This is a genomic window from Bacillus sp. es.036, from assembly GCF_002563635.1.
In the GTDB taxonomy this organism is placed as follows: Bacteria; Bacillota; Bacilli; order Bacillales; family Guptibacillaceae; genus Guptibacillus.
The window spans coordinates 2,532,737-2,557,037 of sequence record NZ_PDIZ01000001.1; the positions used below are offsets into that span (position 1 = coordinate 2,532,737).

At 40.1% G+C, this 24,301-nt stretch carries 19 protein-coding genes; 6 read left to right on the forward strand and 13 right to left on the reverse strand.

What is annotated here, in order from left to right:
- Positions 1-70: 70 nt before the first annotated feature.
- From ATG70_RS12910 to ATG70_RS12920, 3 genes are all read right to left on the reverse strand, one after another.
- The gene (locus ATG70_RS12910; RefSeq protein WP_257147689.1) at positions 71-1,669 is read right to left on the reverse strand and encodes an ABC transporter substrate-binding protein; all 1,599 of its coding nucleotides are present in this window, start codon (positions 1,667-1,669) and stop codon (positions 71-73) included.
- A gap of 99 nt (positions 1,670-1,768) precedes the next feature.
- On the reverse strand, positions 1,769-2,686 hold the full coding sequence (locus tag ATG70_RS12915; RefSeq protein ID WP_237438729.1) for a carbohydrate ABC transporter permease: 918 nt from the start codon (positions 2,684-2,686) through the stop codon (positions 1,769-1,771).
- A gap of 13 nt (positions 2,687-2,699) precedes the next feature.
- Positions 2,700-3,656 carry an ABC transporter permease gene (locus ATG70_RS12920; protein WP_098444698.1) on the reverse strand — a complete coding sequence of 319 codons (957 nt, stop codon included), beginning with the start codon at positions 3,654-3,656 and terminating at the stop codon, positions 2,700-2,702.
- Positions 3,657-4,015: 359 nt separating this feature from the next.
- Between ATG70_RS12920 and ATG70_RS12925 the strand changes: the two genes are divergently transcribed.
- Positions 4,016-5,149 carry a zinc-dependent alcohol dehydrogenase gene (locus ATG70_RS12925; RefSeq protein WP_098444699.1) on the forward strand — a complete coding sequence of 378 codons (1,134 nt, stop codon included), beginning with the start codon at positions 4,016-4,018 and terminating at the stop codon, positions 5,147-5,149.
- 112 nt (positions 5,150-5,261) lie between these two features.
- Here ATG70_RS12925 and ATG70_RS12930 read toward each other — a convergent pair whose 3' ends face one another.
- The 3 genes from ATG70_RS12930 to ATG70_RS12940 form a co-directional block, all read right to left on the reverse strand.
- Positions 5,262-6,071 carry a cytochrome c oxidase assembly protein gene (locus ATG70_RS12930; RefSeq protein WP_098444700.1) on the reverse strand — a complete coding sequence of 270 codons (810 nt, stop codon included), beginning with the start codon at positions 6,069-6,071 and terminating at the stop codon, positions 5,262-5,264.
- Positions 6,072-6,548: a DUF2243 domain-containing protein gene (locus ATG70_RS12935; protein ID WP_098444701.1), complete on the reverse strand. Its 477-nt coding sequence runs from the start codon at positions 6,546-6,548 to the stop codon at positions 6,072-6,074.
- Between the two features lie 193 nt (positions 6,549-6,741).
- Positions 6,742-7,611 (reverse strand): alpha/beta fold hydrolase, encoded by an 870-nt coding sequence (locus tag ATG70_RS12940; protein ID WP_098444702.1) that lies wholly within the window; start codon positions 7,609-7,611, stop codon positions 6,742-6,744.
- A gap of 290 nt (positions 7,612-7,901) precedes the next feature.
- Here ATG70_RS12940 and ATG70_RS12945 point away from each other — a divergent pair, with 290 nt between their 5' ends.
- Positions 7,902-9,287, forward strand: a complete 1,386-nt coding sequence (locus tag ATG70_RS12945) for a trypsin-like peptidase domain-containing protein (protein WP_098444703.1) — start codon at positions 7,902-7,904, stop codon at positions 9,285-9,287.
- Between the two features lie 89 nt (positions 9,288-9,376).
- On the opposite strand, the gene ATG70_RS12950 is transcribed toward ATG70_RS12945, so the two are convergent.
- Positions 9,377-9,964, reverse strand: a complete 588-nt coding sequence (locus tag ATG70_RS12950; RefSeq protein ID WP_179886264.1) for a TetR/AcrR family transcriptional regulator — start codon at positions 9,962-9,964, stop codon at positions 9,377-9,379.
- Between the two features lie 706 nt (positions 9,965-10,670).
- Here ATG70_RS12950 and ATG70_RS12955 point away from each other — a divergent pair.
- Positions 10,671-12,239 carry a sodium:solute symporter family protein gene (locus tag ATG70_RS12955; RefSeq protein ID WP_098445815.1) on the forward strand — a complete coding sequence of 523 codons (1,569 nt, stop codon included), beginning with the start codon at positions 10,671-10,673 and terminating at the stop codon, positions 12,237-12,239.
- A gap of 629 nt (positions 12,240-12,868) precedes the next feature.
- Here ATG70_RS12955 and betA read toward each other — a convergent pair.
- Together betA and betB are read right to left on the reverse strand one after the other, a co-directional pair.
- Positions 12,869-14,548 (reverse strand): choline dehydrogenase, encoded by a 1,680-nt coding sequence (betA, locus tag ATG70_RS12960; RefSeq protein ID WP_098444705.1) that lies wholly within the window; start codon positions 14,546-14,548, stop codon positions 12,869-12,871.
- Between the two features lie 171 nt (positions 14,549-14,719).
- Positions 14,720-16,192 carry a betaine-aldehyde dehydrogenase gene (gene betB / locus ATG70_RS12965; protein WP_098444706.1) on the reverse strand — a complete coding sequence of 491 codons (1,473 nt, stop codon included), beginning with the start codon at positions 16,190-16,192 and terminating at the stop codon, positions 14,720-14,722.
- A gap of 285 nt (positions 16,193-16,477) precedes the next feature.
- Here betB and cudC point away from each other — a divergent pair, with 285 nt between their 5' ends.
- From cudC to ATG70_RS12980, 3 genes are all read left to right on the forward strand, one after another.
- Entirely contained in the window at positions 16,478-17,029 is a 552-nt protein-coding gene (gene cudC, locus ATG70_RS12970; protein WP_098444707.1) for a choline uptake/conversion transcriptional regulator CudC, read from the forward strand.
- A gap of 173 nt (positions 17,030-17,202) precedes the next feature.
- Entirely contained in the window at positions 17,203-18,084 is an 882-nt protein-coding gene (locus tag ATG70_RS12975) for a glycine betaine ABC transporter substrate-binding protein (protein WP_098444708.1), read from the forward strand.
- A 268-nt stretch (positions 18,085-18,352) separates the two neighbouring features.
- Positions 18,353-19,084 carry a general stress protein gene (locus ATG70_RS12980; protein WP_098444709.1) on the forward strand — a complete coding sequence of 244 codons (732 nt, stop codon included), beginning with the start codon at positions 18,353-18,355 and terminating at the stop codon, positions 19,082-19,084.
- Positions 19,085-19,243: 159 nt separating this feature from the next.
- Here the strand turns inward: ATG70_RS12980 and ltaE are convergent, their stop codons facing one another.
- From ltaE to ATG70_RS13000, 4 genes are all read right to left on the reverse strand, one after another.
- Positions 19,244-20,269 carry a low-specificity L-threonine aldolase gene (ltaE, locus tag ATG70_RS12985; protein WP_098444710.1) on the reverse strand — a complete coding sequence of 342 codons (1,026 nt, stop codon included), beginning with the start codon at positions 20,267-20,269 and terminating at the stop codon, positions 19,244-19,246.
- A gap of 77 nt (positions 20,270-20,346) precedes the next feature.
- The gene (locus tag ATG70_RS12990) at positions 20,347-22,506 is read right to left on the reverse strand and encodes a GDYXXLXY domain-containing protein (protein WP_098444711.1); all 2,160 of its coding nucleotides are present in this window, start codon (positions 22,504-22,506) and stop codon (positions 20,347-20,349) included.
- Positions 22,507-22,744: 238 nt separating this feature from the next.
- Complete coding sequence (locus tag ATG70_RS12995; protein WP_257147690.1) at positions 22,745-23,176, reverse strand: pyridoxamine 5'-phosphate oxidase family protein; 432 nt, start codon at positions 23,174-23,176, stop codon at positions 22,745-22,747.
- A 171-nt stretch (positions 23,177-23,347) separates the two neighbouring features.
- On the reverse strand, positions 23,348-24,097 hold the full coding sequence (locus ATG70_RS13000) for an SDR family NAD(P)-dependent oxidoreductase (RefSeq protein ID WP_098444712.1): 750 nt from the start codon (positions 24,095-24,097) through the stop codon (positions 23,348-23,350).
- Positions 24,098-24,301 lie beyond the last annotated feature (204 nt).

Consider the following 24,301-nt stretch of genomic DNA (forward strand, 5'->3'; position numbering starts at 1 on the left):
CAATCACACTCCCAATTTGTAAAGAAAGTTAGAACACGAGTGTTCTAACTTTCTTTCCTGTTCCTATTTACTATTGATTTTCTTTAAAGCGATCCAAACCTTCCTGGTAGATTTCCATTAAGCGACTTAGACCCATATCTTCAAGTTGCTTCTGGTAGCTATCCCACTCTTCGTTTACGCCGCCTTCCATTAACCACTGAGCTTTCTTCTGATTCGTAAATTCTTTAATGTCTACTTCTAGACGGTTAATTTCATCTAGTTCATCAGGACTAAAGAAAATTTGCGGGTAATTCTCATCTTCAAGATAAGGCGCATAGATCGAATTCAAATCTTCCAAACGCTGTTTTGCACGAGGTTCCATTTCAACTGTTTCTTCAAAGTCTTCTTTCAAAATCGCAACCGGTCCATTTGGTGCAACTTTTTGTCTTAGTTCACCCATTACGACGTCGTCAGGCTGTTCTTTTAACACGAGTTTCCCATCTTTTTCTTCAAAAATAGTGCCAATTGGTCCCCAGTTAATTTGAGCTGACATCTTCGTTTCATATAACTGATCAACCCAACGCATCGTAATTTCTGGATTTGCATTTGCCGAAGTAATCGCAAACTCTCCACGAGAGTAATCAGAATAATTCGATCGACCGACAACCTGATCTCCATTCGGACCTTCAAGCGGTGGTAAAAGAACATAATCATCTTTCAATTCTGGGCCAACTACTTCTTCAGATTCCCACCAAATATAAGATCCGTATTTTTCGTTTTTTCCTTTAGCGAAGTACTGAGAGACATCTTGAGTAAATGATTCCTTATCAATCAAGCCTTCTTCCATCCACTGATGATAATAGTCGATGGCTTCTTTATACTCCGGCTGAATAGCTGTATAGATCACTTTTCCATCTCTTACAATGCGATGATCGACGTTATCTGGCATATTAAATGCTGCAAACATATCGCCGAAATTTCCAGTCCAGAAGTTGAACATGAAACTTAACGGAACTTCATCTTGTTTACCATTTCCATTTGGGTCTTTTTCTTTAAAGGCAACAAGAACATCATGATACTCATCAAGCGTCGAAGGCATTTCCAAGCCTAGCTCATCTAACCAGGTTTTATTAATGGACATAAAGTTTGGTACAGCTCCAAGTCCAGCTTCTTCAGCACGAGGTAACGTATAAATATGTCCATCAGGAGCGGTTACCATGCTCTTTAGTTCAGGGCGTTTCTCAAACAATTTTTGAATATTAGGAGCATGCTCTTCAATTAAATCTTCAAGAGGAATCAGCGTACCGTTTTGTCCATACTTCACAATGTCAAGATCTGTGAATTTAGCCGAATAAAACGCATCGGGCAAGTCACCGCTTGCAAGCATCAAGTTTTTCTTTTCTTCATAACCGTCATCTGGAATGTTACTCCATTCAATTTTCACATTCGTCTCATCTTCTAACGTATTGAAAATTTCCATCTCATCGTATTTTGGGGCAAGTGGTGCTTTTGGCGATACAAATTCCAGGGTAACTTGTTCGTCAACAATTGGAAGTCCTTCTTTATTAAACTCAGCTGATTCAGCCTTCCCATCAGAACTACTATCTTTCGAAGAACAAGCACTTAATACAAGAATAAAACAGAGCATTAAACATATGAACGGAAAAGCCCAACTTTTTCGTTTACCCATCTCTAAATTCCCCCCGAATGGTTTTAATTTACGGCAAGCTACTTCGGTAAAGCAATATGACTAGCGATCCACCTCCTATTAATGAAGTAAAACAAATGCTTATCCTTTAATACTTCCAATTAAAGCTCCTTTCACAAAGTACTTTTGGATGAAAGGATAGAGTACGAGTAGCGGGATCGCCGCAACAATAATGACACCATATTTGATTAAATCAGCAATTCTTTGCTGAGCAGCAAACGATTCTACATCGCCAACCATACTGGCAGAAGCTTCGTTTTGAATCAGGATGGATCTTAGAATCAGCTGTAACGGATATTTATCTTCGTTATTTAGATAAATTAAAGCATCAAAGAACGAGTTCCAGTGCGTGACGGCATAAAACAATACCATTACAGCAATAATCGGTTTAGATAGCGGCAAAACGATTTTTAAGAAGAATTTCGTATTTGAACACCCATCCATTTTGGCTGATTCTAACAATTCGTCTGGGATCGTCGATTGAAAGAATGTTCGTGCCACAATCAGATTCCAAACCGCAACCGCCTTAGGAATAATGAGGGCCCACATCGTATCAACCATCCCAAGGTTTTTAACAACTAAATAGGTTGGGATTAATCCCCCAGAGAAAAACATAGTAAAGACAAACAAGATCATGAAGAAATTTCTACCTACTAAATCTTTTCTCGAAAGCGCATAAGCTGCCATAAGTGTTAACGTAACATTCACTAATGTTCCAACCACGGTGTACAACACCGTATTTTTGTAACCTGTCCAGATCCGATTATCCTGGAAAATTCGTTCATATCCTTCAAACGTAATCCCCTGTGGCCAAAACCATACGTCACCGTTATAGACGCTATCAGGATTACTAATTGAAGCGATGATAATAAAATAAAGTGGGTACAACACAACGAGTGAAAGTGTCGTAAGAAAGAGAAGATTGATGAGATCAAATATCTTATCCTCTTTCGATTTTCTTGACCATAACTTTGATCGATTCATTACAAATTGAGTCATCTCTTACTCCCCCTTACCATAGGCCTGAACCGGATAATTTCTTGGCAGCCCTATTTACTGCCCATAACAAGATAAAGTTAATGACGGCATTAAACAGTCCAACCGCTGCAGCAAAGCTGTACTGAGCTCCCTGCAAACCGACTTTATACACATAAGTTGGAATAATTTCCCCTGCTGAAACGTTTAACGGCGTTTGCATTAAATACGCTTTTTCAAATCCAATGTTCATGAGATTTCCTACTGAGAGCACTAATAAAATCATCGCCGTAGGTAAGATCGCTGGAATATCAACATGAAGAATTCGCTGCCACTTATTAGCGCCATCCATAACCGCTGCTTCATGAACTTCAGGACTCACACCAGCTAATGCAGCAAGATAAATGATCGCTGCCCAACCTGTTTCTTGCCACAATCCTGAAGAAATATAAAGTGGTTTAAACCAACCTGCCTGTGACATAAAGTGAACTGGTTCGGCGCCAAAGATCATGAGGAAATTGTTAATTAAACCGTTTGGCGAGAAAAACACGTACACCATACCTACCAAAACAACAACCGAGATAAAGTGAGGGGCATAAATAACGGTTTGTACGAATTTTTTGTAACGTTGATTTTTTAACTGGTTTAAGAGAAGAGCAATCATGATGGGTAACGGGAAGCCAAATAATAACTGCAACACACTGAGCTCGAGGGTGTTCTCTAACAAAGTCCAGAACTGGAAGGAATTAAAGAAACGTTCAAAGTGTTCAAAACCGACCCATGGACTTCCTGAAACCCCCAATGTGGGCATGTAATCTTGAAAAGCAATGAGTACGCCATACATCGGAACGTAGTGAAAGACAATGAAGTAAATTAGAGTAGGAAGTAAAAATAAGTACAACTCATAGTTATGTAAAACCTTTTTCCAGGAGCTATTGACCTTTGGGACACTACGGACATTTCTTCTAGGTAACGCTTTAAGTTTCGTCTCCATAATCTCTCCTCACCTATAATTAATCGTTTACGTAATCGATTACTTTTTGTGATAAAAAAAATGAATTCCCAGTGGATTATTCATCGTATCAGTCTATGATCATGAATTGAAGAATTCATTTAATCGTTTACGTAGATGCTTTAATTGATTTTATTGTAAGCGGTTTCTTATTGCGTGTCAACTGGTTTTTAGAAAATTGAAAACAAATGTTTCGCAATTTTGGCCAGAATAAACAACAGGAGTAATTATGTACATCACAGGTCAACAATTCTACTCTAGAATATTTTCTATTTATTAGCTGAACCTATTGAAGATGTAAAACAAGAAAACAAGTCAAATGGTTTGAAAGGAATGTGATCATGAAAGCTGTTACTTACCAAGGAAAACAATCTATAAGTGTAAAAGAAGTAGAAGATCCTAAAATTCAGGATGCACAAGATGTCATTATTAAAGTGACATCAACGGCGATCTGTGGGTCAGACTTGCATCTCTACCAGGGAAACTTCCCCCTTCCGATCGGTTATGTCATTGGACATGAACCGATGGGAATTGTTGAGGAAACTGGTCCAAATGTAACGGCTGTAAAGAAGGGAGATCGCGTTGTCATTCCGTTTACAGTCGCTTGTGGACAGTGTCACTATTGCCATCGTCACCTAGAAAGCCAATGCGATAACTCAAATCCTCATTATGATTCTGGTGGATTATTAGGTTACTCCGAAAAGTTCGGTAACTATCCAGGTGGACAAGCTCAATACTTAAGAGTCCCATTCGGAAACTATACCCCTTTCCTTATTCCGCAAGATTGTGAACTAGAAGACGAGCAATTACTCTTTTTATCAGATGTTCTTCCAACTGCCTACTGGAGTGTTGAGCATGCAGGAGTAAAAAAAGGAGACACTGTTATCGTATTAGGGTGCGGACCCGTTGGGCTGATGGCACAACAATTTGCCTGGCAAAAAGGAGCTGAACGTGTAATCGCTGTCGATTATCTTACCTACAGGTTAAATCATTCTAAAAAAATGAATCGAACCGAGATCTTTGATTTCACACAATATGATGACATGGGAGAAACATTAAAGGAGATAACTAAAGGTGGGGCCGATGTTGTCATTGATTGCGTTGGAATGGATGGAAAGAAATCTCCTCTTGAATACGTGGAGCAAAAGTTAAAGTTACAAGGAGGAACGCTCGGAGCAATCCAAATCGCAACAAAGGCGGTAAGAAAATGCGGAACTGTTCAAATCACCGGTGTATACGGTGGCTTATACAACATGTTTCCATTAGGTTCCTTTTTTTCTAGGAACGTTACTTTAAAAATGGGTCAGGCACCCGCTAGAGGATATATGCCTGAAATTTACAAACAGATTGTGAAGGAAGAGATTGATCCTACCGCATTGATTACTCATAAGCTTCCATTAATAGAAGCTTCACACGGATATAAAATCTTTAATAACCGTGAAGAAGATTGTATAAAAGTTATACTTAAGCCATAAAAAAACGACCCCACAAAACTTTAGTTGATAAAACAATCTCTATTCATAGCTAAAAAAAGCCCCATTACTCGTGACGTTTGCGAGCATTAGGGCTTTTAAACTTGGTAGAGGTTTACTGGGTGGCTAGTTCACGTGGTCGAGTGGCTTTATACCAATGGAAACATAGAATAAAAATAAGCACGATGTCAATCGCATCTCCCCCATAATACATTAGCATCGCACCGCTTTTTGCCTGTTCTATTGAGACACCAATAGGTGGATGAGCATAGATATATTTTGATAGAATCCCATGACCAGCTAAAGCAATGGTGAATACAATCGAACGATACCAAAACGAAAGCCGATGTGGCCTTGGATCGATATAGATGATGGATACGGTAAACAGATAACCTGCAATAAATACATGAAGATGTACGATGAGATGAAGATATATGTTTTCATGCATAAGAGAATAGAGACTGGTCGTATACAATAACCAGAGTCCGCCTATATTGAGAATAGACGAAACGATAGGATTTGTAAGAAATCGTGACGGCGAGCTCTTTAGGATCTTAGAAACTTTTCTTGCGGTAGGGATTCGTAACGTTCGAAGGATAAGGGTAACAGGAGCAGCTAGCGCCATAAGTAACGGCGCTAACATCCCTAATAACAAATGGCCTACCATATGAGCGGTAAAGTTCACATGTGCAAATTTAGCCATTGGGCCCGCAACCGAAAAGATCGCCAACATCACGCCTAAAGTCCAACACACCGTTCGATACCTCGGCCATGGTTTGTACCACCTGTTGGAACGAACAACAGCCATCAAATACAGAACGAAAACAACCACAAAGGGCAAAGCTAACACTAACTGAGGCAAGATTCCCATCACTTCTAAATATGGTCCCACATCGCCGTGGGTCATCGGATGATGAGGGCTCATCTACGCTACCTTTTCTTTCGAAGTAACTTTCAATAGAAAGAAGCCAGCTAGGATCATGAAAACAGCTGAAGCGTTCCACACAAGATCATAGATCAGAATATTATCCACATAACGAATTTGGTGAAGTTGCATCCATTTGTGTTGAATCGTCCCATCATACAACTGAAAGCCACCTGCTCCTACTAGGACGCCACCCCACCATCTCTTCAGAAAGAATGCGCCCCTCCTTTTAAGATCAGCTAATAGAAACAGTCCGCCAATGGTGGCAAACCAACTGAACGCATGAAAAAGACCATCTGAGATCAGACCAATATCCGTAGTAGACTTATCATAGAAATGATGCCAACGAAGCAATTGATGAAAAATCACCTCATCTAAAAATGCAGCTAGACCAATTCCAAACAGGATGCCAGACCAAAGATTACGATTCTTACTAATTGATTTGCGATTTGATAAATTGGATTTAGACGTCATCATTAGTTTATTCTCCTTAGTATGTCATCATTTAACTCACTAATTTTTACCACGTACAAGAACTTAGTAAACAAAATGATTACTCATACAAAGAAGGAAAAGACGGAACATCACAAAATTCAACTCATGAGCCGCTTTTTTAAATTTATATAATTTCAAAAAGGCTGCCCCCATTAATCAGGAGCAGCCTGCTTCATCAGTTCTTTTTTTCTAAAAAGTTACGCATATACTGGTTAACCACGTGCGGTTTCTCATGATGCGGGGCATGACTTACCCCTTCCATTCGGTGAATCGTAAGGTCACGAACATAATCCTCTAACCCATCCAGATTACTGTTTTCAAAAGCTGGATCAGCATCGCCCCAGATGATTAGCGTTGGTGATTCAAACATTTGATACGGAAGTTCCAGCGGTTTTTGAACGTGCTCTTCAAACGGATAGAAAGAAATAGCACGGTAATAATTAAGCATGGACTTCATCGCATCCGGCTGCGTCCACGCCTCTATGTACTTCTCTTCATCCTCTTCAGTTAAATACCCTTTTTTCTTCCCAGGAATGGTCATCATTTTTCTTAATCGCTCTGCGTTATTCTCAAGCAGTGCTTCATGAGAATCTGGTCGCTGGAAGTATCCCATATAACTACTCGCTTCTCGCTGTCCTGGATTCTCTTCTAGCTCCCGTCTAAATGTATACGGATGAGGCGCATCAAACATAATCAACTTCTTCACGTATTCAGGTGCGGTGTAAGCTAACGTCCACGCGACCGCTCCGCCCCAGTCATGGGCGACTAAAACGCACTCCTTCTCCTCAAACGCTTCAATCAACTGTTTTACATCCTCGACAAGAATAGACATATCATAGGAAGAAATCCCTTCAGGCTTGTCAGAAACGTTGTATCCTCTCATATCCACAGCAACAACGCGATAATCCTTTGAAAACTCCTCCATTTGGTGATGCCAATTGTACCAGAAATAAGGGAAACCATGGAGAAACAGCATCAGTTCGCCTTCCCCTTCTGTCACATAATGAAGGTTCACATCATTCACTTTTACATAACCTTCGTTCATTTGTTCATTCACCCTTTCTTATAAAGACTGTTAACATCGAGACACTTTACTCCTCTTCCATTTCATCTGCAATGAGGAGATCTGGTTTTCTGGATAAATAGGAAATATAACCTAATCGTGGCGGAATAAAAATGTGATGAAATTCCTACTAATCAGAAGAAGTGCAAATAGGAAGGATCGTACGTTCATTTACCGTTTCTACATTTCTTCCTATATATACTTTTTTAACCCCTGTCAAGCATTGAGTTGAGGTATAATAATCATCAAAGAATATGAAGGAGGAGAGGGTTATGTTTTGTCCAAAGTGCGGGACGAAAAACATAGAAAATGCTCGGTTTTGCAGCCAGTGTGGTCACTCACATACGAGGTATCAGCGGAGAAATCAATGGTGGTTGACCGGTATCATCCTTACCTTTTTATTAATGAGCGGTGTCTTTATTTACGCTTTCGTTCTTGATAAAGAACAATCTAACGAAACAACAGTTGCAAAGACGCTTCAAGCGCCAGTGGAAAAAATCTCTGACTCTGCGAAACTAGAGGAAGAAGCAAAAGATGAAAAAGAAGCGAATGCCAGTACACCACAAAATGTTCCTAAGGAAAAAAGCACGACAGAACAGAAAGCTCCTTCCCCTCAAACATCCATAGAAAAAGATAAGAAAGAAATCATACGTGAAGCACAAACTAAAGTGTATACCATTTTAACGGAGGATAGTCTTGGATCTGGTTTTTTGTTTCAGGATAACGGAACAATCGTGACCAACGCTCATGTTGTAGCAGGCTATGTTGATGTCATCTTGCGGAACGAAGATGGTCAAGAAATGAATGGCAAGGTGATTGGCATCTCAAATCAGTATGATGTTGCTCTAATTGAAGTGCAGACTCTAAAGGGTACTTCTCCTTTGCAGATAGAAATGAAAGAATCAGAAGTTGGCACAGAAGTCATCGCACTTGGGAGCCCTCAAGGATTAGAAAATACAGCATCGATCGGATATCTAACCGGGCTAGACCGTTCATTTGAATCCGAGTTTCAATACGAAAACGTCTATCAAATCGATGCTCAAGTTTCACCAGGAAGCAGCGGCGGACCATTGTTAGATGGAAAGACAGGAAAAGTGATCGGCATTAACTCCGCACTGTTAACGAGCGATGAATCGATTGCCTTCTCCATCCCAATGTACACAATGACGGAATTATTAACGAACTGGTCGCAATCTCCAATGGATGAAAATGAAGTCGCCAGTACCTTTAACTTCTATAATGAGACTTCAGCGTATGATGAATATGCAGAAGAGGAAAAAGAAACTTATGATGTTCCATTTGATGAAGCAAGTCTTGCTAACTTTATTATTAATTTCAGAGGAAACTATGAAACGGCATTGCGAAATGAAGACTTTGGTTATATTGAAGACCAGCTTCTGTATGACAGTCAAGCCTATTATGAAATGGCTAACTACCTAGACGAGATAAGCGGTCAGGGCATGGTCTTTCAATTCACGTTAAATGATGTAACCAATATTGACATGCAGACCGATCAAGCGATCGTTAGCACCTATGAGGTTTTTGATTTCATGAATGCGGCTGGGGAATGGAGCGTGTATGAGCGAACCAAAGACTATTATGTTGTAACAGATGAATATGGGGATTATAAAATTAAGCACATTGAGATTTATCAGTAGCCATTGAAATTCTTACTGAGGATAGCGAAACCGGTCTAATCCAAAGGGTGAGACCGGTTTTCTAATTTATACTAAATCCGTCCGCCTACTTAACACCCTTGAATCCCTCTCCAGAAAATACGCCAGGCATTTTGGAGACGCTCTTCATGCTCTACTTCAGAATAATAAAAGAGCTGTTCAAATGTGCCATCTAGTAGACAGATATAAGCATCGATTACCTCATCAGAATCGCCTTGAATATCTCCCCTTCTTTTCCCCTCTTTCACTACACTTAGTAATACGTTCGTTAACGCTTCTTCTGATTGAATAAACTGTTCGTTAAATGTTTCTTTCAGTACTAACGGGGGAAAAAGCATGAACCTCTTAAAGAGAAGCCCAAGATCTTCATTTTCAAGATAGGTTGTATGGTCTTTCAATAAGCTATATAACTGTCTTTCCGTCGACAGTTCACGATACTGTTGAACTTGCATTTCTAGAAAATCACGATAATCTCGATTTACTTTTTGAAGAATCGCGAAGAAAAGATCTTCTTTACTTGCAAAATGAGCATATAATGAGGGTTTTTTTATGCCAACACATTTCGCAATTTTACTTAATGATGTACCTTCGAAACCTTTTCTCGCAAATAACGGGAGAGCTGCTCGTTCGATCCGCTCACTCATCGGTAGCTTGGACATCCTGGTCACTCCTAACATATTTCAGGCTTATAAGTTCCCCTACTCCATTACAAATTCGGTTCTTCCCCAGCACGAAAATATAATCTTCACTAACTCATAATTTATTTTGTTAAATATTTTCTTAACGTTTTCAACAACTTTAAATGCTATCATTTACGCTTAGATCTGTCAAAAAGGTTCCCAATCACCTTCTCTCATTTAAATTTACAGGGAGGGGGATTTCAAATTAAATATTAAAAAACAGCCTGATTTTACGGTAATTATCTCGATCTACCTCTTCTACTTATGAATGTTTCTAATAGATGAAAATAAGAACGATCTCTTTTCAATCAATCCAGGCGTATTTGACAAGGAAATCTAATCATGTAATATTTATTATTAAATACGTTAAGAAAATATTTAACACAGTTAATTTTTATGAAAGGGGTACAAGAATTTGAAAGTAACTAATAATGATATCCAGGAGCAACTTCCTTAAGTTTATCGAAAGAAAAGTGAACGCTGAAGTAGCGTAGAGTCGAACAATTGACGGCAAAGCAATAATAGCCGATGGCTTATGTACGAAAACAACACATTAGACGTATTCCTCAATCAGGATACGTTTTCAACAAGTTTTAACTTAAAAATTTTCAAGAGGTGAAGGTATTTGAGTGAAGGAAAAAGTAAATTATTAAAAATAGGTACATTTGTAGCAGCTATTTTAGTTATGTTTGTTTATTTAGGAACGACCAACTCGAATGTTAACTGGGGCTCCTTTATTGCCATGTTAGTATTCTACGGAATTATCTATTATATTGGAGCGTTTATGGCAAGTGGTAAATCGGAATCTGCATCAGATATGATGGTAGCGAAACGCTCTTTACCATTGTGGATCTCGATGTTTACAATGGCTGCCACATGGGTTGGTGGCGGTTACATATCAGGTACCGCAGAATCAACTTATTCACTTGGACTAGTATGGGCACAGGCGCCATGGGGGTATGCACTAAGTTTAATTGTTGGTGGTATCTTCTATGCGAGAAAAATGCGTCGCTATGAATTTATGACCATGATAGATCCACTCGAACAACGATTCGGAAAGAAAGTTGCTGGTGTCTTATACATCCCCGCTCTTTTAGGAGAGGTCTTCTGGAGTGGTGCAATCTTAACAGCTTTAGGAACAACTTTTGGGACAATTCTAGGTTTGGATTTTCAAACGTCTATTATTCTATCAGCCATTATTGCAGTGGCTTACACTGTCGTCGGTGGCATGTGGTCCGTTGCTTTTACTGATGTATTCCAAATGCTCGCTGTTATGATCGGACTGTTCTTAGTGCTTCCTTATGCACTATCAGAAGTAGGCGGGTTAAGTTCCGTTTGGAACCACTATCAAACCGATATGGGAAGCTATGCAAGTCTTTTCCCTCCATTAGACGGCTGGAAAGACCCTGAATGGGGAAACTATTATTGGAACTGGTGGGATTTTGCCTTACTACTCGTTTTTGGTGGAATCCCGTGGCAGGTCTACTTCCAGCGTGTTCTTTCAGCTAAATCGGAAAACACGGCGATGTGGCTTTCCATTATCGCTGGATTCATTTGTATAATTGCTGCGATTCCAGCCGTTATCATTGGGGCGATCGGATTAGATACAGATTGGGCAAGTCTTGGTATAAATGCTCCCGATAACCCATCTATGATTCTTCCTTATGTCTTACAATATTTAACGCCTGGAGTGATTGGCGCGATTGGATTGGGTGCTCTAGCAGCTGCTGTTATGTCATCAATGGATTCTTCCATTCTATCAGCATCATCTATGGCAGCCTGGAATGTGTACAGACCACTGTTCAAGCCCGATGCATCAAGCGATCAACTTAAGAAAATGATCAAGCGCTCGATCGTTTTGGTTGGAATTGCAGCCACGATCATTGCCCTGAACGTTCAAAGCGTTTACGCATTGTGGTATCTTGCTGCGGACCTTGTTTATGTGATTCTATTTCCTCAGTTAACAACCGCTTTGTTCTTGAAAGATGCGAATAAATACGGTTCAATTGCAGGATTAGTCGTTTCTTTCATCCTTCGAATAGGCGGTGGAGAACCAATTATCGGACTTCCAGTTTTCCTCCCTTATCCGATGATTGAAGATGGCATTGTCCTGTTCCCGTTCCGAACACTCGCAATGGTAGCAGGTTTGGTAACCATTATCGTGGTGTCTAAAGCGACCAAGAAAATGTGTCCACCTAAACCACTATTGATGCCAGCTGAGAGAGAAAACGGTAATGAAAAGATTGCCTCGTAGATAAATCAAGACGAATGAAAACGGCCTCCTACATCGATAGCGATGTAGGAGGCCGTTTGTTATTTACTAGTATTCTTATTGTATTCTAATGCACTTAGAATGGTGAATCTTAAAAGCGAGGATTTCACACCCTTTTGATAGCCTCTTATAATGACATGAGGCTGTTTAAATCGTATTTCAAGGAAATACCCTTCTCCTATAGCTTACTCTCTCAGAATTGGTTCTTAAGCCACTACAGTAATTCCAGAGAATTTCTTCTCACTAAGTACTTACCTATCCTAAAAATATAGCAGGTTTTATACTACTCTAATTGAACCTCTCATCCAACTTCATCATTAAAAAGACGTACCCTCATTCTTACTATCATTCACTAGAATAAACCATAAAGAAGACTAAATGTATTGTTTAAAAACTATTAGATAAGATTCAAAGATCGATTTTCTATCATTTATAACATCAAAAAAAGCATTCGTTGCCATCAGACATCGAATGCTTACGGTGAACTTAAAAACGTGAGCTCTATCAAAAGACAGAGTAGCCAAGGATAGAAGTAGAAAGCAAACACAAAAAGAGAAGGCGTCCTCTCAATCATACCTCAGGTTTTGAAAGGACACCTTCTCATAAAAGCTTTATTTTGTTACCGTACCTGCATCTGCCGGATGAACACCATGACGATAGAAGTCAGCATCAATTGGATCGAGTGGTTTACGTCCAAGAATCAGATCGGCTGCCTTTTCCGCTAACATCAAAACAGGCGCATGAATATTGCCGTTTGTTACGTAAGGCATAGCAGACGCATCGACTACACGTACATTATCCAGACCATGAACCTTCATCGTTTTCGGATCTACAACCGCCATTGGATCGGAAGCTGGTCCCATTTTTGCCGTACAAGACGGATGAAGGGCAGTTTCAGCATCGTTTCTTACCCATTCCAAAATCTCTTCGTCTGTTTGAACAGATGGACCTGGAGAAATTTCTCCTGAGTTATATGGTTTTATCGCTGGTTGCTTCATAATTTCACGAGAAACTCTTACTGCTTCCACCCACTCGCGTTTGTCCTGTTCCGTAGAAAGATAATTGTAAACCATGCTTGGATGCTCTTTCGGATCTGTCGAACGGATCTTTAATGAGCCACGAGCGTCAGAGTACATTGGTCCTACATGAACCTGGAATCCGTGAGCCGTATCCGCTTTTTGACCATCGTAACGGACGGCAACCGGAAGGAAGTGGAACATTAAGTTCGGATATTTAACATCCTCATTGGAACGAACGAAGCCTCCACCTTCAAAATGGTTTGTCGCTGCAGGACCCGTTCTGCCAAGCATCCACTGCAAACCAATCCATGGCATACGAGCTTTATTCAAGTTAGGCTGTTCGGAAACAGGCTGCGGACAAGCGTGCTGGATGTAGACTTCAAGGTGATCCTGAAGGTTTTCTCCGACACCTGGAAGGTCGACAACTGGTTTAATCCCTAGAGAGCGAAGGTGTTTTGCATCTCCTACACCTGACAGTTGAAGAAGCTGCGGCGTATTGATCGCCCCACCTGAAAGGATCACTTCACCAGCTTGAACTTGATGCATTTGTCCATTTTGTGAATAGGTCAATCCTTTAGCGCGCGTACCATCAAAATCGATACTAGCAACGAAAGCGCGCGTTTTTACTGTTAAGTTCTCTCGTTTCATGGCTGGGTGTAAATAAGCACGAGATGCAGACAAACGCTGTCCTTTGTATACATGCTTATCAAATGGACCAAATCCTTCCTGACGGAAACCGTTCACATCAGGAGTTCGTGAATATCCAGCCTCTACACCAGCATTAAAGAAAGCCTGGAACAAAGGATTTTTCGCTGGTCCACGCTCCAATTTGATCGGACCATCGTGACCGCGAAGCTCATCGTCTGGTGATCCTAAAGCATTCTCTAAACGCTTGAAGTAAGGAAGACAGTGTGCGAAATTCCACGTTTCCATCCCTTCATCTGCTCCCCAGCGTTCGTAGTCCAACGGGTTTCCTCGTTGATAAATCATACCGTTAATTGAACTTGATCCACCAAGTAGCTTTCCTCGTGCATGCTTAATACGACGCCCATTCATGTGTGGCTCAGGGTCAGATTCATATTTCCAATCGTAAAGGCTCTTTCCTGCTGGAAACGGTAGAGCTGCCGGCATTTGAATTAAGAGATCCCATGAATAATCTTTTCGTCCTGCTTCTAATACTAGGACACTTTTTGTACCATCTGCGCTTAGACGGTCGCCGAGTACAGAACCTGCACTACCGCCGCCAACTATGACAATATCGTACTTTTCCATATTGTTGTATTCCTCCTTGAAGTTTAAAAAGGGAATTTACCTGTAGGTCTCATCCCCTTCTTTTTTTCTAATAGATCATTTTTCTTCCTATATTTATCTCGAGTTTGAGCTTTTAAGGGAGAACCAAATCTCCCATTATTGTGATTCAGTAAGTAGGGGTGAACGACTCGATTAGAACCAATTAATCGTTTCAGGTTTAAGGTTTTGGAAGATATGCTTCGTTTCGGTATATTCTTCTAGACCTGCTTTACCAAGTTCACGGCCAATACCAGACTGCTTAAATCCACCCCAAGGTGCATGCGGGAAATAAAGGTTGAAATCATTGATCCAAACCGTACCCATGCGCATTTTTGCGGCACAGCGTTCTGCTTTTGCAATATCTTTTGTCCATACGCCGCCTGCGAGTCCGTAAATTGAGTCATTTGCAAGCTTGATCGCTTCTTCTTCAGCCTTGAATTTCTCAACTGTGATAATCGGACCAAAAGCTTCATCTTGAACAATACTCATATCGGTTGAGCAGTCTGTGAAAATCGTTGGCAAGTAGAAAAAACCTTGTTGTAGTTCTGGATCTTCTGGGCGCTTGCCACCAACGGCTACAGTAGCGCCTTCTTTAATTCCTGCTTCAACATACTTTTCTACTTTCGATAGGTGTTCAGCAGAAATAAGTGGACCCATTTGAGTCTCTTCATCAAATCCGCTTCCAAGTTTGAATTTTTTCACACGCTCGACAAGCGCATCAACGAATTCATCATGAATGCTTTCTTCTACAATAAGTCTTGTCCCAGCGGAACAAATTTGTCCTGCGTGGAAAAACACCCCGTTTAACGCTTGATCAACAGCGATATCAAAATCAGCATCAGCAAAAATAACATTCGGGTTTTTACCACCAAGCTCTAGCGCAAGGTTTTTCACATTCACGCTTGCTGCTTGCATAATTTTCTTCCCAGTCGCAATGCCGCCTGTGAAAGAAATAAGATCAACATCCGTGTTATTTGATAACTCCGCGCCAACTGTGTCTCCCGCACCAAGAACGAGGTTAGCTACCCCAGCAGGTACTCCCGCCTCTTCCATTAGTTCAAATACTTTGATATGCGTAAGCGGCGTAATTTCACTTGGCTTGATAATCAACGTATTTCCTGTTGCAAGTGCTGGAGCCAGTTTCCAAGACGCTTGAAGTAAAGGATAGTTCCAAGGCGTAATTTGACCACATACGCCGACTGGTTCATGTACGACTTTACTAATTGAATTTGCTACCGGAGCATCGATTAGCTCTCCGCCATCTTTATCTGCGAGTTCTGCAAAATAGCGGAACACACCTGCGATATCATCCATGTCTCCACGGCTTTCTTCAACTGTTTTACCAGTATCCAATGACTCAAGATGAGCAAGTTCTTCTTTATCTCGTTCAATTAATTCAGCAATCTTCCTTACGATTGCTCCCCGCTCAGTTGCAGGCGTAAATGCCCACTCGCCATTATCAAATGCTTCTCTTGCAGCCGCGATTGCTGCTTTCGCATCTGATTCGTCACCTTCTGGGACAGTTGCAATGATTTCTTGGTTATATGGGTTAATAACTTTACGCATACGTCCCGAGTTCGCGCCAACCCATTTACCGTTAATGTATTGTTGTAGTTTAAGATCCAAATTGATCAACTCCAATGCCGAAGTAAGTTAAGTTTATTAAGAATTTATTTAACACATTTAACGTTAACACGTCCTTTTAAGACTGTCAAAACAATTTCATTCGCAAATTTTAGAAAGGATTAAGTTCTTCTAAAATGGTTATACCTATTAATGTAGTTATGTTTTAGAGGGCAAAAATAAAAATCTTATATTTGACATTTCCCCTGAACAAGTTAACATTAAGTTCGTAAAGAAAATTTGATAATTACTTAACACGATTTACTTTTCTATCGAAGGAGCGACCTAATGAGTGAATATAATGAAAGACCCAGAATGAAAATAGAAGAAGCCAAAGATAAAGTGATTGGCGCCATTGCGGAGACGATGGATTTATATGGGGTAACACCCGCAGCCGCTAATTTATACGCGACGATGTACTTTAAAGACCAAATGACTCTTGATGAAATGCGCACGGAACTCGGAATGAGTAAACCAAGTATGAGTACGAGCGTCCGCAAGCTACAAGAAATTGAAATGGTCAAAAAAACGTTTACACGCGGCTCAAGAAAACATACTTACGTAGCTGAGAAGAATTTCTTTCGTTCCTTTATGGCGTTTTACTGCCAAATGTGGGAACGCGAAGTGAAAATGAATTTGGAAGCGATTGAGGAAGCCCAAGAAGATTTTATAGACGTGATCAAAGATTCCACAAGCACTCCAGAGATCGTAGCAACCGCAAAAAAACACTATGATCAATTAGAGGAATCGAAAAAATACTATCACTGGTTGGATGATTTAGTTGAAAGTATAAGAAGCGGTAAGATCTTTGAATTTTTGCCGAAGGATCAAGAGGATTAAAAGGAACCAGGTAGTTGATAGCTGACCTGCTATCAACTACCTGGCATTATTTATGATCCGTATGCACATAAAAAAGTAGGCTTTGTGCTGCGCTATTGTTAAAAAAATTCTTAATATATTAAACTTTTAAGTTGTGGATATGAATTATTATCATACAGGGGGAATGAAACAAGATGATACAAAGCAAAAAAGGACTTAGCGTGTTGATCACCATCTTAATGGTCGCTGTACTGGCCGCTTGCGGAAATAGTGGCGAATCAGGGGCAGAATCAGAGGGAAAAGATAAAACGATAGCAATTGGTCAAATTAATTGGGCTGAAAATATTGCTGTCACAAATATGTGGAAAGTGATTTTAGAAGATAAGGGATATGACGTAGAATTTAACTATTTGAACATGGGTTCTACCATGACGGCGTTAGATAGCGGCGATTTAGATGCTAGTTTAGAAGTATGGCTACCCGTTCAGGATGCGAATTATTTAGAGAAATATCAGGATACGGTTAACTTCTCAGAGGCTACCTGGTTTGACGATGCAAAAGTAGGACTCGTGGTTCCAACCTATTTAGAAGACATTAATAGCGTGAAAGACTTAAATGACCATAAGGAACTGTTCGATAGCGAAATTGTTGGTTTTGATCCTGGTGCAGGTACGATGGAAGTGACGGAACAATTAATAAAGGACTATGATCTCGATTTTGAACTAGTCCCAAGCTCCGAATCAGCCATGTTAGCAGAAATTAAAAAAGCAGTAAAAGATGAAGAACCAATCGTAGCCCCACTTTGGAGTCCACACTGGGTATTCTCCAAATATGACTTGAAATTCCTAGAAGATCCGAATAACACATTCGGTGGTGTCGAGAAAATTCACCATGCGACAAGACAAGGATTTGATGAAGATTATCCAGAGGTAAGCGAATGGTTTAAAAACTGGAAGATGAATGATCAACAAATCGGAGAGCTGATTGACTACGTAGAAAGTAGCGAAGAGCCTGTTGATGGTGCTAAGAAATGGGTTGAGGAAAATCAAGATTTGATTGATGAATGGGTAAAATAAAAGCATAAACGTAAAAAAGAAGCTAGTCTCTTGTTATTTTGGAGGCCAGCTTCTTTGTTTTAGGAAATTTTTTGTAGAAAAGTTACTTTTATAAATCAGTCATGTAAGAATCATCGAGACAGTTACTATTAATACTTTTATTTACTCAAATGTTAACCCAGTCACTCAGACTCACTATAGATATTTAGGTCATTCAACTTAAAGGATTACCCGACTAATTCTTCGGGTATTGTGTATTATTGGAAGACAATCATAGGAGGCTGAAGGTATGAATAACAAAATTATAGGTGGCGTTTTTTCTAATGTAGGAAGTGCAGAACAAGCCATAACGGAATTACAGCGTCATGGCTATGGTTCCAACGACATATCCGTTTTTGCTAAGGATAAAAGTAAAGTAAATGTCTTAGAAGAAGAAATGGAAACATCCGTCACATCTAATAAAGGTGGACGTGGAAAAAATGCTGGAAAAGGTGCTGGATTAGGAGCTTTATCTGGAGGAGCCTTAGGTGGGATTGGTGGTTTAATTGCAGGTTTAGGCCTTCTCGCGATCCCAGGCATCGGACCACTTGCTGCAGCAGGTCCAATTGCTGCTGCCCTTACTGGAGCTGGAGTAGGCGCTGGTGGTGGCGGAATCGTCGGCGCGCTTGTAGGTGCTGGAATACCGGAGAGAGACGCAGCACAGTATGAAAACCATTTGAAAGATGGAAAAATAATCGTAATCGTAGAAGCTTCAGACAAATTACAAGATAAGGTTTATCGCACCTTCCTATCGAATAAAGCCGAAAACAAATCCATGTATCCTGATCATTATCAAAACCATGAACATGAGAAGGATCACACTTTACACGACCGCACTACTACAAACAATCATGATGAAAAAACAAATTCATTAAAAGATAACACACATACTGAAAGTCCAAATACAAACATCACCAATAGAACGAATGAAACGCGTACAAGAACCTCAGAGAGACAGCACTCTTCTCGCACACGTGACTAACTTTTTTAGTTGATACTTGCAAGTACAAAGGAACTTCTCTACACAGGGAAGTTCCTTGTTTGATTCGGTATCCTTCACTTTTTTAGTTATCATCCGGGATTATGAAAGCTTTATTGACTTCGTTTCTTTATAAAGAAGTTGAAAAATAAATTAGATAAGTTAATTGTTTAGTATCTTATGAACGGATATCAATACTTGCTCAATATCCCCTTTAGTAATGCCGTTGTTCGTTACAAATCTAATAATATTTGGGCCGAATGGGCCTGCTAAAATAGAATTTTCTTTTAACTGATCTATGAAGTGCTCCGTGGTTTTGTTAGATTTAGTAATATCTACTAAAACAATATTTGTTTCTACTTTATTTCTAACGTCTAATCCATCAATATTTTGAAACCCTTCAGCTAGGTGCTTTGCATTTTCATGATCTTTCTCAAGTAGTTTGACGTTTTCTTCAAGTGCAATAATACCAGGTGCAGCTAGTACGCCAACCTGCCTAAGTCCGCCACCTAACCGCTTACGCCACTTTCTAGCTTGAGAAATGAAATCAGAAGAACCTGCAATCATTGAACCGACCGGGGCGCCCAATCCTTTCGATAAGCAAAATTGAACGGAATCTGTATACTTCGCAAACTCTTTAACTGAGGTTTGAGAAGCTACAGCAGCATTAAATAATCGTGCACCATCTAAATGAACAGAAATCCCTTGTTTTTTCGATATGTGATAGATTAACTCCATATTTTCAAGGGGAACAACTGCTCCGCCTGCTTTATTGTGAGTGTTTTCTATACAGATTAGTCCGGTTTCAGGCTGATGGATATCATCCCCTCGGATGGCAGGTTCTACATCACTCGGTTTCATAGCACCCTTCACACCATCTAAGGTTTTTATTTGAACACCTGCAAAAGCGGACAATGCTGCAGCTTCGTAAAGAAAGATATGGGCTTCGGCTTCCATGATCACTTCTTGACCAGGTTTACAGTGTACTAATCCTGCGATTTGATTTCCTTGGGTGCCACTTGTTACAAATAAGGCATCTTCTTTTCCAAGTATATGTGCAGCGAGTTCTTCAAGCTTATTTACAGTGGGATCTTCACCATAAACATCATCCCCTACTTCAGCCTCGTACATCGCTTTCCTCATCTTTTCACTTGGTTTTGTTACCGTATCACTCCGTAAATCTATCACAATTTCCCCTCCTTATATCGGCTAAAAAAAACAAATATGTAAGGAAGCCACCTTAAGACAAGGTGACCTTTCTCTTTTTATTCTAACTCTATGAGTAATGCATTACCATTCTCACTAACTTTAATGATGGCCATCGTTTTATCCTCAACCACTTGCTCATCTCCTTCTGGAATAAAGAAACTCTCTATGCCATATTGAACATCATGATCAGAATACGTGGTGCCATTCACGACAATAAGGTCATCCGAAGATTCATATGGTTTATTCCAATGACCTTCGAGTTTGTAATACCCTCCATACTCATACAATCCCTCCGAAGTAGGCGTGAGAACAACTTTTATCTTCTTATTAGCTGGAACTGCACCAGGCAACGTTGTAATATCGTAACGAAGCGTCACATAATCCCCTTGTAACATCGAGCGAGGATCAACAGGCGCAAGAGCAAGTCGAACCTCTTTCCCAGATTGAATTGCTACCTCATTTTTCACGCCATTATAGGTGATGAACGAAACCATTAGAATGACAACCAACCAGATTAATTTCCATCTACCTGCAACGAAAGTAGGTTCTTCAACAGCTATTTCTTTGTACTTTCGTGATACCATTCTTGTCATCCCTAATACAAGAAGACCCGCTACCAAAAGCGTGATCGATTTATGGACGAGCGACCATGCAATGTCATAGTATTTGTAGAACAGAAACGCATACCATAAAATGAGCCCCACCCAGTACCGAAATGGATTAGACTGCCATGGTTTGTAAAAGACAAGAAGGGTGGTTAGAAGAAGAAACACACTATTTAACAGCCAATATAACCACTGTCCTTCAAAGAAGAACGTTAAGATAAACAGTGGCACGATACTATAGACGAGTGCGTTGCGATTGAACCAACCGTCACGTCCAAGAATATGAATCAACCCGTTACCAAAAACAAGAACGAGCAACAGCAGCGATTCATAAGAATCCATCGAAAGTATTGATTCTTCAACTTTAAATAAAAATAAGAGAAGCACTCCGTTTGCAAGTAGATAGGCATACGAACCAACCCATGCGTTAGTAATGAGTTTAAGTACGACTCCAATCATACAAAAAGAGATGAGCATCACAACGACCGTTTCAGGTTGCAACCCATTGGAAAATGCGTCTATCAGGTTAGCTGATGATAGGATTGATAATCCAGACAGCAGGAGGATCGTTGATAAAAACGGTATTTTCTCTTTTAGTGCGAGACCTGGTAGTAATAATAGAAAAAGAGATGAAAACATGAAGGCAATTGCATTATCCCAGGTGAATATGAGAAACATGATCCCCGAAAAAGCTGAGATTAACATCACTGTACTGACTACGGTCACCACAAAGAGTAGAGATGATGTAAAGACGCGTTTCCACGTTTCCGAACCCTTATGACTAAGTTCCAATCGAGGAAGAAATTTTATGGTCAGATAAACAATTAAGCCTACAACAACTAGCAAGAAAAACGGCAGAAGGTCACCCAGTGCATCGCCTAATCCTTCTAACATTTTTCCGAATAGGAATAACCCTAGTGCAATTCCTGATAAGATAAACAGTTCCTTATGTTCACGATGTTTCCAAAGAAATACGCTGATTAATCCGTAGCCAACATAAATCCATGCCATTAGCGTACTGTATTCCCAGTAGCCAAAACTTGAAGCGATAAAGACAAGATGAATCAAACAAAAGCTGCCAAACATAATCCAATTTGAACGGAGCCATGAGGAGCGTGAGAGAAAAAACCACGCATGGGTGAATAGTAAATAGAAGAATACTAGAATCAGTGCTGTCTCAGGCTTCCATTCTGGAAAATAAGATGTCGGAAACACATAGAAATAATAAGTGAGCTGACTTAATAAAAAACCTAATACATAAAATGGTTTGTATCCCGTAAGAGCGCCGAAAACGATAGCTGGAATTAACCAAATCAGGTAAAGGAGATACGAATCCGCATGTGAATTATACGTTTGACCAATAAGCGCCACGCTAACCCCAAACGCAATTGTTCCAATTAACCAGAGCCATCTTTCTAGAAATCGATGTGAATGCTGGAAACGGGTAAGGACCGTAGCTACGACGAAGAACATCAACATTAGCCCAATCGCTAGCCCAATTTTTTCGACCCGCTCAATTCCTTGCCAATTTGATGCAAAAAAATAGATGACGCTACTGATTAGCAACGATAGGCCTAGTAAATACCCTGTATGAATACGCTTTACATTCATGAACTTCTCCCCCTTTATCTTACATTATGTCAGTAAGACCACGTTATATGGAGTATATGTTATCTAATTTGTTACTAACTCAAGTATACTAAAAATCTGCCAGTCTTTATCCTTACGTTACGAAAGAGACAAAGATCTCCGTCTTTTTCGATTAGTAGTGAACTTCCCTCCATCTTCTATATAAAAAACCCTCTTGCTGCCGCAAGAGGGTTTCCGTCCCTTTCATTTACTTAGTCGTTCAATTATTAAAGTGGACTGTATCTTTTAAACCGTTGCCTTCTTCTAATGATTTACTACTTGTCACCTTTTTTACAAACTCTTTGACCGTCTTCACATTCACTCCCGACTCCCAATATTCAGCGATTTCTGGAGTCACTTTAACCAGTACGACATCCGGATCATCAGCAGAAGTATTTAGCAGCTTTTCGACAATCTTGTTCATGTACTCATTCTTCTTCTCGCTATCCTGAACCAATTCAGCAGTGCCGCTAATCGATACATAAGATGAACCTGCGTATGCTAAGTTTACGGCAGGATTTAGCTTGATATCCTCATATTTATCGGTATCTTTTTTCGTAATGAACCAGATCTCTTCCCTATCCATTTCTACTTCCTGTGTTTGCATTGGCCGGGACATTAACTTGCCATCTGAAGAAATAGTAGTTAACATCGCCACCTTCTCATCTTAAATCAAATGTTTTATATTCTTAATGGTTTCCTGATTTTCTGAATTTTGGTTAGTCATTTGTATTTTCCTCCTTCGAATATTGAAACTTCATTTCAAAAAATAGCTTAGAGTCTCTCCTAATTTAGGCTTTATCCGCTACTCAACTAGGAAAAATCATACCCCAAAGGTATTTCCACCATTTACATTCATATTTTGTCCCGTTATAAAGTTAGCCTCGTCACTTGCTAAAAAACGCACCATATAGGCAATGTCTTCTGGCTTTCCCAACCGATTCAATGGAAGGCCTTCGATATAACTACCTGCACTTGTCTCTGTAACTTCCCCATGACGTTCAACCGGAGTAAAACCTGGATGCACCGCGTTAACTGTGATGTCATGTTTACCTAGCTCATTGGCCCAGGAGCGAGTCATTCCAATGATGGCCGATTTCGCCGTTACATAATTAGAAAAATCACTATTTCCTAACTCCACAACCTCGCTCCCAATATTAATTATGCGCCCCCACTGGTTTTCTTTCATGGGTTCGATAACCTCTTTCAAAAGTAATAAAGGAGCTTTCACGGTAAAATGCAGCTGATCCAAGTAATCTTCCCAGGTCACTTCTTCCAATGAAAGCTCCGGCTGTGGACCCGTTGCGTTATTGACAAGAATATCAATCGGTTGCTGGAAAGTCTGTCGTGAAACAGCCACCAATCTTTCTACATCCTTTTGATCTGTGATATCTGCTTGAATAGCGATGGCCTCTCCTCCAAGTTCTTTAATTTCACGAACCACCGCTTCTGCTTTATCTTGATTGCTACTGTAATTAATGATTACCTTTATTCCAGATTCAGCAAGTTTCTGTGCAATTACTTTGCCGAGTCCTTTTGAACTCCCTGTCACCAGGGCAACTTTTTTGGTCATAATCTCCTCCTATCACGCTAATTCACTTGTTTCTTTCCTGAAATGAGAAACAACTATAGGCCAGAAAGCTTTCCTTTTCTCTCTACCAATCACCTATACTTACGTTTCCCGCTTAGCCACAAAGTTACACGTTTTTCAACGATCAGTAGACTGAACAATGACTAATCTTATAAACAAATCGGCTACTTTAAGCGGATAGGGATA

Bases quoted from the DNA above. Each gene is read 5' to 3' on its own strand.
- ATG70_RS12910 (WP_257147689.1), bottom strand. From the start codon at position 1,669: ATGGGTAAACGAAAAAGTTGGGCTTTTCCGTTCATATGTTTAATGCTC.
- ATG70_RS12915 (WP_237438729.1), bottom strand. From the start codon at position 2,686: ATGACTCAATTTGTAATGAATCGATCAAAGTTATGGTCAAGAAAATCG.
- ATG70_RS12920 (WP_098444698.1), bottom strand. From the start codon at position 3,656: ATGGAGACGAAACTTAAAGCGTTACCTAGAAGAAATGTCCGTAGTGTC.
- ATG70_RS12925 (WP_098444699.1), top strand. From the start codon at position 4,016: ATGAAAGCTGTTACTTACCAAGGAAAACAATCTATAAGTGTAAAAGAA.
- ATG70_RS12930 (WP_098444700.1), bottom strand. From the start codon at position 6,071: ATGAGCCCTCATCATCCGATGACCCACGGCGATGTGGGACCATATTTA.
- ATG70_RS12935 (WP_098444701.1), bottom strand. From the start codon at position 6,548: ATGATGACGTCTAAATCCAATTTATCAAATCGCAAATCAATTAGTAAG.
- ATG70_RS12940 (WP_098444702.1), bottom strand. From the start codon at position 7,611: ATGAACGAAGGTTATGTAAAAGTGAATGATGTGAACCTTCATTATGTG.
- ATG70_RS12945 (WP_098444703.1), top strand. From the start codon at position 7,902: ATGTTTTGTCCAAAGTGCGGGACGAAAAACATAGAAAATGCTCGGTTT.
- ATG70_RS12950 (WP_179886264.1), bottom strand. From the start codon at position 9,964: ATGTCCAAGCTACCGATGAGTGAGCGGATCGAACGAGCAGCTCTCCCG.
- ATG70_RS12955 (WP_098445815.1), top strand. From the start codon at position 10,671: ATGTTTGTTTATTTAGGAACGACCAACTCGAATGTTAACTGGGGCTCC.
- betA (WP_098444705.1), bottom strand. From the start codon at position 14,548: ATGGAAAAGTACGATATTGTCATAGTTGGCGGCGGTAGTGCAGGTTCT.
- cudC (WP_098444707.1), top strand. From the start codon at position 16,478: ATGAGTGAATATAATGAAAGACCCAGAATGAAAATAGAAGAAGCCAAA.
- ATG70_RS12975 (WP_098444708.1), top strand. From the start codon at position 17,203: ATGATACAAAGCAAAAAAGGACTTAGCGTGTTGATCACCATCTTAATG.
- ATG70_RS12980 (WP_098444709.1), top strand. From the start codon at position 18,353: ATGAATAACAAAATTATAGGTGGCGTTTTTTCTAATGTAGGAAGTGCA.
- ATG70_RS12990 (WP_098444711.1), bottom strand. From the start codon at position 22,506: ATGAATGTAAAGCGTATTCATACAGGGTATTTACTAGGCCTATCGTTG.
- ATG70_RS12995 (WP_257147690.1), bottom strand. From the start codon at position 23,176: ATGTTAACTACTATTTCTTCAGATGGCAAGTTAATGTCCCGGCCAATG.
- ATG70_RS13000 (WP_098444712.1), bottom strand. From the start codon at position 24,097: ATGACCAAAAAAGTTGCCCTGGTGACAGGGAGTTCAAAAGGACTCGGC.